Source organism: Endozoicomonas sp. ALC013 (genome assembly GCF_049310205.1).
In the GTDB taxonomy this organism is placed as follows: Bacteria; Pseudomonadota; Gammaproteobacteria; order Pseudomonadales; family Endozoicomonadaceae; genus Endozoicomonas.
In genome coordinates this window covers 1-2,187 of record NZ_JBLYNS010000326.1, presented here as the reverse complement: position 1 = coordinate 2,187, position 2,187 = coordinate 1, and the positions used below count along the sequence as shown (strand labels likewise).

Annotated in this window: 3 protein-coding genes; all 3 read left to right on the top strand. The window is 50.3% G+C overall.

Going from position 1 to position 2,187, the window contains the following annotated elements; genetic code table 11:
- Window positions 1-56 precede the first annotated feature (56 nt).
- The 3 genes from ACO6V1_RS23560 (at window position 57) to ACO6V1_RS23550 (ending at window position 2,026) form a co-directional block, all read left to right on the top strand.
- Window positions 57-896 (top strand): DUF1338 domain-containing protein, encoded by an 840-nt coding sequence (locus tag ACO6V1_RS23560; protein ID WP_422468975.1) that lies wholly within the window; start codon window positions 57-59, stop codon window positions 894-896.
- A gap of 75 nt (window positions 897-971) precedes the next feature.
- Window positions 972-1,463 carry a DUF29 domain-containing protein gene (locus ACO6V1_RS23555; RefSeq protein WP_422468973.1) on the top strand — a complete coding sequence of 164 codons (492 nt, stop codon included), beginning with the start codon at window positions 972-974 and terminating at the stop codon, window positions 1,461-1,463.
- Window positions 1,464-1,684: 221 nt separating this feature from the next.
- Window positions 1,685-2,026, top strand: a complete 342-nt coding sequence (locus tag ACO6V1_RS23550) for a hypothetical protein (protein WP_422468971.1) — start codon at window positions 1,685-1,687, stop codon at window positions 2,024-2,026.
- Window positions 2,027-2,187 lie beyond the last annotated feature (161 nt).

The window sequence follows — 2,187 nt, the reverse complement described above, 5'->3', positions numbered from 1 at the left end:
GGTAGTCATGGCAAAATTCCGGGTAAAAATGACTGATTCAACACGGGAGCATCAACATGCAACTCACTATCCAGCAACTATTGGACGCCATGTGGCAGGACTACCTTGCCCTGACCCCCGATGCTAAACCGATTCACCAGCTCTTTGCCGATCTGAATCACGGTCAGGTAATCAACGACCATATCGCCCTGCGCACCTACAATCTTGAAAAAGTGGCACTGAATAACCTCGCTCTTCCTTTTGTTGAAACAGGCTATCAACCCGTTGACGACTATCAGTTTCCCACCAAGAAACTTTATGCCCGATATTTTCAACACCCGGATAAAACCCTGCCCAAAGTCTTTATCAGTGAGCTGAAAGTAGAAGAGTTGCCAGACAACTGTCAGGAAATAATTTATGACCTGGTAACGCAGGTACCGGAAGCCACTGTCGCCCATCAGAATTTCTGCTACTCTGGTCGCCCCTGGAGCCTGACCTCTGACCAATACGAAACCCTGGCAGTAGAGAGCGAATACGCCTCCTGGGTGGCTGCCCATGGCTTTCGCCCCAATCACTTTACGGTATCCATCAACCATTTGAGTTCACACCCGGATATTCAAAGCGTCAATCAACTGCTGCTGGATAAAGGGTATGACATGAATACCAGTGGCGGCCTGATCAAAGGCTCCCCGGACGTCTTGCTGGAACAATCCTCAACCCTGGCCAAAGCGGTGGACGTGACCTTTGATGACACCACCATGAAAGTCCCTGGCTGCTATTACGAGTTCGCCCGGCGCTACCCAATGGCCAACGGTCAACTTTACCAGGGGTTTGTGGCGGCGTCTGCGGATAAGATATTTGAGAGTACGGATGTGGTTCCACAAGAGGTTCCGCAAGGGAATGAAGACAGGGTGTGAATTCTTCAGGCTTTGGGCAGTCTATTCTCGGACAGCCTCCTAAACTGGCGGGCAGTGAATAAAAGGATTCAAAGAATGGAAAACAGCAAATATCCGCTTTACCACAGCGATTACCCCAAATGGCTTGCCCTTCAGCGAACACTTTTGGCCGAACGCCGTTTCGATGAGCTGGATATTGATAACCTTCTGCATACCATGGAGTACCGCATGGGGGATTTCGTTGATGAACTGGAATCGCACCTGGTCAATTTGTTACTTCATTTGCTGAAACATCATTACCAGACCCAAGTCATCAACCCACGCCGGTATGAGCCGCAGGAATTTCGCAGTTGGTTTGACAGTATTGATTCTGCCCGTGGTGAGATTAGCCGGCTGCTCAATAAACATCCGTATCTGAAAAGCCACCAGGATGAAGCGGTGGTAACCAGCTACCCTTACGCCAAAAAACGTGCCATTAAACAAATGAATCAATACCTGCCCCATGAACAATGGCTCACCGACACCAGTTTTCCTGAAGCCTGTCCCTGGCCATGGGAACAACTGCTGGATGAGGACTGGCTACCCTGAGCCGTCTGTGTGCCACTCTTTTGCACCACACCGTAATCCAACGGCGCACGCAAGGGCATAATGGCCCCGGTCAACAACCGGCAATTTCGGGCCACAGTGGCGTTATTCTCCGGCAGTTCAGGTCCACGCCGGGCAACTCGCCCCGGAAGCCTTGTGTACCAATGCTTATTTTCACGGATCACCTGCTATAATTTTTTGTCAGACAGACTGAGAACAAACCAATGGACGACAAACTGTTTAGCGACCTCATAGAAATCGGCATCAGCAAAGAAACCGCCCATGCCGTCGCCGCCTCCCTCAGTCCTGACCATATTGCCACCCAACAAGACGTATTGCGGCTGGAAAAACTGATTCTCGACTCACGCCTGTCTGCCAAAAAGGACATCATCCGGCTGGAGCAAGCCCTGAAAAAAGTGGACGTGGAATGGCGCAAAGCCATGGTGGAGCAACAGGCCAAATCCACCGAACTGTACGCCAACAGCAACCGCCAGTTCATCACCACCTTTCTCGGCATGATGCTGACGGCGTGTGTGCTGTTTGCCATGAATTACTATTTTCATTGAACAAGGCTCTGGCTAAATTCTGGCTGAAACCTGTAAACCTGACACAAGCTCCTCAAGATTCTCAGAACGTGAAATCCGCGAGCTGAAAAAGCGCGTAAACGAACACCATGAGCAATTACTGGAGGCATGGCATGAATTCTTCAAATATTGATTCACGCCCG